The sequence below is a fragment of the Arsenophonus endosymbiont of Bemisia tabaci Q2 genome (assembly GCF_902713415.1).
Taxonomy (GTDB): Bacteria; Pseudomonadota; Gammaproteobacteria; order Enterobacterales; family Enterobacteriaceae; genus Arsenophonus.
In genome coordinates this window covers 1-4,283 of sequence record NZ_CACTIE010000201.1, presented here as the reverse complement: position 1 = coordinate 4,283, position 4,283 = coordinate 1, and the positions used below count along the sequence as shown (strand labels likewise).

Sequence of the window (4,283 nt, the reverse complement as noted above, 5' to 3'; positions counted from 1 at the left end):
CAACCCTTCTTCTTCCATCGTAAATATCACTTTACGTCTAAAATCAATTGAATAGCTCATATAAATAATGTCATCAAAATTAAGTCGCTTAGCTATATTGGCCTCACCTTTTTCATCAACCTTGATTTCATCGATTGCATTACGTGCAATTACGCTATCTAACCAATGGGTATTAGGTAGTAAACCGATTTGGAGAAAAGTTCCAGCAACCGCTAAATGATGGATTGAACCATCCTGCCGATTTTTATATTGTAAGCCAGTGATTTTGACACCATCCCCTTTGACTTCCAGGGTTTCGGCCTGCAAAATAATATCCACGTTATTTAAACTCGCTAGTTTCTGTTGCAACACTGCGTCGGCTCTCATTTCTGGAGCAAATTCTAATAAAGTAACATGCTCAACAACTCCGGCAAGATCAATCGCGGCTTCAACGCCAGAATTACCTCCATTAATCACAGCGACTCGTTTACCCTTAAATAATGGCCCATCGCAATGGGGGCAATAAGTTACTCCTTTGGTACGATATTCTTTTTCGCCTGGCACATTCATATCACGCCATTTAGCCCCTGTGTCAATAATAATGCTCCGGGAACGCAAAGTAGCACCGGATACTGTTGCAATTTTATGCAACTTATCAGCCGCATCGGCGGGAATGAGTTTTTGCTACCATTTGTCAGTCGATAATATCAATATCATAATCATTGACATGGCCACATAGTGTAGTAATTAATTTAGGTCCTTCGGTTTTTGACACAGAAATATAATTTTCAATATCAATAGTATCTAAGACCTGCCCACCAAAGCGTTCGCCGATAATACCCGGTACGAATAACCTTTACGAGCCGCATAAATAGCGGCTGAAGCACCGGCCGGTCCGCTACCAACAATCAAGACATCATAAGGCAGTTGCTGATTTAATTTTTGGACAGTATTTTTTCAGCATTAACATCAATTTTAGTGACAATGTCACTTAAAGTCATCCGCCCCTGCCCAAACTCTTTGCCATTTAGAAACACAGCAGGCACTGCCATAATATTCCGTTGCTGAACTTCAGACTGAAAAATAGCGCCATCGATGGCAGTATGTCTCATATTAGGATTCAAGACCGCCATTAGATTTAAAGCTTGAATAACATTCGGGCAATTATGACATGACAATGAATAATAGGTTTCAAAATGAAACTTTCCTTCTAATTGACGGATCTGATCTAACAATTCTACCGCTTCTTTCGCTGGATGGCCGCCAACTTGCAATAATGCCAAAACTAATGAGGTAAATTCATGACCTAACGGCAAGCTAGCAAACCGTAATCTTCCGCTATCTTTACCTGGATTAGTAATTAAAAATGAGGGTTTCCGTACTATTAGATTATTGTCTTTATTAAAAGTTATTTTATCTGACAGTGTACTAATAGATTTTTCACTATCATCTAAGGTTGTGCTATCAACTCAACTGGCTGGGTTAATTTTTCTAAATATAGTTTAAGTTGAGATTTCATGTTGCTATCAAGCATTGCTTTATCCCCGAAAAAAACGGGTGCTAATGCACCCGAACACAGTAAAATTATTCACAAAAAATTTTAATTAAATTTTTCCTACCAAATCGACTGAAGGTGATAAGGTTGCTTCCCCTTCTTTCCATTTAGCTGGACATACTTCCCCTGGATGGCTTGCTAAATATTGCGCAGCTTTTATTTTACGTAATAAATCGGATGCATCACGCCCAATCCCTTCCGCAGTAATTTCAACTGCCTGGATGATACCTTTTGGATCAACAATAAATGTGCCACGATCTGCCAATCCTAATTCTTTTTGTTCATCATTTTCTTGATATTTGCGCATCACTTCAAAATTACGCGTTAATGTCCAACTAGGATCGCCAATCATGGTATATTTAATTTTACCAATCGTGTCTGAATGACTATGCCACTCTTTATGAGTAAAATGGGTATCCGTTGAAACAGAATAAATTTCGACGCCTAGTTTTTGAAACTCTTCATAGTGATCAGCTAAATCACCTAATTCAGTTGGGCAAACAAAGGTAAAATCAGCAGGATAAAAGAAAAAAATGCTCCATTTTCCTTTAAGATCTTTTTCAGATATATCGATAAATTTTCCATCTTTAAAAGCGGTATTTTGAAAAGGTTTAATTTCTGTATTAACCAAAGACATTTTGCTGCTCCCTTCTATTTGATAGGTATTTAATATATAAACATAAAAGTATTACGTCTAATTCCTTTTTACTATTAATTGAATAGGTATTACCTATTGTAAATAAATGTAATATAAAAAAACCGATGAATAAATCGATTTTGATTTGAGAAATAATGCGTCAGATTAACTTTAAGAATATCAATTAAAACATGATAAGCACCAGCGCAGACATGACTAATTACTGGAAAAGTTATTAGACGATTTATGTGCAGCGACCAGAATATTATAAGTACAAAAAAATGACTGCTTTGGCACATGATAAAAACTTTGAGGCTCGCTAACAGGTTGAATAACAATGTCACCGGCACGCAATAATTGCTTTTTTCCCCAGTTATTAATAAAGGTAAACGCCGATTCGGTTTCAGGGACAATAAAATAATTCATCATTTTACCGGTCGGAATAAAACGTAAATAATTGGGCTTGCTTAATAGGGTAACAGGATCATGATAATACTGGTGAAATTTTGCTTTTTCAACAAAATATTGCGCATTACCTGTGGAAGGACAAATATTTTCCACCACCCAATCACCCTCCTCGGCGGGGGACGATATTACCTCAGTTCCAACGACTCTAATAATTGTCTTAATAATTTCACCCGGCGGAGCAAGTCGCGCATAAACCGACTTACTTTTTTGAGCAATGCCAGTTAAACTTTTTTTGTTGTGCTTGCTTGAAATAAGCCATAATATCTTTAGTCGGATACTGTTCTAACGAAGCTTGTTCATCATAAGCTAAAGCTGGTAAAGATAATAATATTAAAAGTAATTTCAGGTAATTAGACTGTTTATTCATATAATTTAACCATAAATTTTTAACTACAGAGTAGCTCCCAATAAAGTGAAAATAATGCTTAAAATACCAATATTAAAAGTGTTCATTAACTAATACTAATTTACCAATTAAAGCTCCTGATTCCATAAAACGATGCGCTTTTTCTGCTTGTTCTAATGGATAAGTTTTAGCAATAATGGGTTTTATCTTACCTGAATTAATCAGTGGCCAAACCTTATTTTCTAACGCTGTTGCAATCGCTATTTTTTCCGCTAAAGTTCTTGCTCGCATTGTTGAACCAGTATGAACTAATTGTTTAACCATTAATGGTATTAAATTTAACTGCTGAGGTGCGCCACGCATCATACTAACTTGAATAATACGGCCATGTTTAGCGGCAATTTGATAATTTTATTATAGCTAAGCGACTTAATTTTAATTACACCATATTGAGTGCGAACAAAATATCTGTGTCGCATCCGAGCGCTCTTTTTTTACATTTAGCTTGTGCCCATTTATGTTCAATTGGATTAAGATCTGGCGAATAGGTAGGCAAATATTCCACCATATGCCCCGCATCGATGATGACTTGTTGAATACTCTGTTTCTTGTGAAAAGTTGCATTATCCATCATGATTACACTGTTTTTAGGAAGTACTGGGATAAGGACTTGGGTGACCCATGCATAGAAAACATCGCTGTTAATATTGATATCAAATAATCCGATAGCAAACAGCGTTGTGCCCAATAAAGCGCCGATAACATTTGTTCTTCCTTTAGCTCCCCAGTTCTTGAGACCAACACACCGTTGACCTTTCGGGGAATAGCCGTGAGTCCGCGGGGTATCGTGTGAAAAACCACTTTCATCAATAAAAACAATATGCTTGCCTTCTTTTTCATACTGTTGTTTTTTTGTTGAAACGTTTGTCGAGTGTTTTCGTCGGCTTTCGGATGACGTAGAGTTTTTTATAGGTCAATCCCATTTTTTAAGAGCTTGCCAAATGGCCTTCTGACAAACGCCAAAACGCTCTGCACGCTCTTTTTGGTAAGCATCTGGATATTGTTCAACATCTTTTATCAACTCGGATTTATCGATTTTTCGCTGACGCGTAGTCGATGCTTTTGGCTCTATTTGATTAATCCAACGCGATACAGATGCAGAGCCAATCCGAAATTGCTTCGCTGTTTCTCGGATACTCAACCCTTCTTCTTCCATCGTAAATATCACTTTACGTCTAAAATCAATTGAATAGCTCATATAAATAATGTCATCAAAATTAAGTCGCTTAGCTATATCT

General features: G+C 36.8%; 4 protein-coding genes and 2 pseudogenes. All 6 read right to left on the bottom strand.

Annotation, left to right across the window (positions count from 1 at the left end; genetic code table 11):
• Positions 1 to 93: 93 nt before the first annotated feature.
• A pseudogene (ahpF, locus tag ARSQ2_RS09870) lies at positions 94 to 1,513 on the bottom strand (alkyl hydroperoxide reductase subunit F); the annotation flags it as partial.
• Between the two features lie 70 nt (positions 1,514 to 1,583).
• Positions 1,584 to 2,171: an alkyl hydroperoxide reductase subunit C gene (ahpC, locus tag ARSQ2_RS09865; protein WP_181995193.1), complete on the bottom strand. Its 588-nt coding sequence runs from the start codon at positions 2,169 to 2,171 to the stop codon at positions 1,584 to 1,586.
• A gap of 216 nt (positions 2,172 to 2,387) precedes the next feature.
• On the bottom strand, positions 2,388 to 2,735 hold the full coding sequence (locus ARSQ2_RS09860; RefSeq protein WP_181995192.1) for a hypothetical protein: 348 nt from the start codon (positions 2,733 to 2,735) through the stop codon (positions 2,388 to 2,390).
• Between the two features lie 343 nt (positions 2,736 to 3,078).
• Positions 3,079 to 3,396 (bottom strand): annotated as a pseudogene (locus tag ARSQ2_RS09855) (zinc-binding dehydrogenase); the annotation flags it as partial.
• A 28-nt stretch (positions 3,397 to 3,424) separates the two neighbouring features.
• A complete protein-coding gene (locus tag ARSQ2_RS09850) occupies positions 3,425 to 3,955 on the bottom strand; it encodes an IS630 family transposase (RefSeq protein WP_202880414.1) in 531 nt (176 codons plus the stop codon).
• 3 nt (positions 3,956 to 3,958) lie between these two features.
• Positions 3,959 to 4,283, bottom strand: a 325-nt coding sequence (locus ARSQ2_RS09845; protein WP_238334441.1) for an IS630 transposase-related protein, incomplete at its 5' end; no start/stop codon positions are given.

Bases quoted from the DNA above. Each gene is read 5' to 3' on its own strand.
- ahpC (WP_181995193.1), bottom strand. From the start codon at position 2,171: ATGTCTTTGGTTAATACAGAAATTAAACCTTTTCAAAATACCGCTTTT.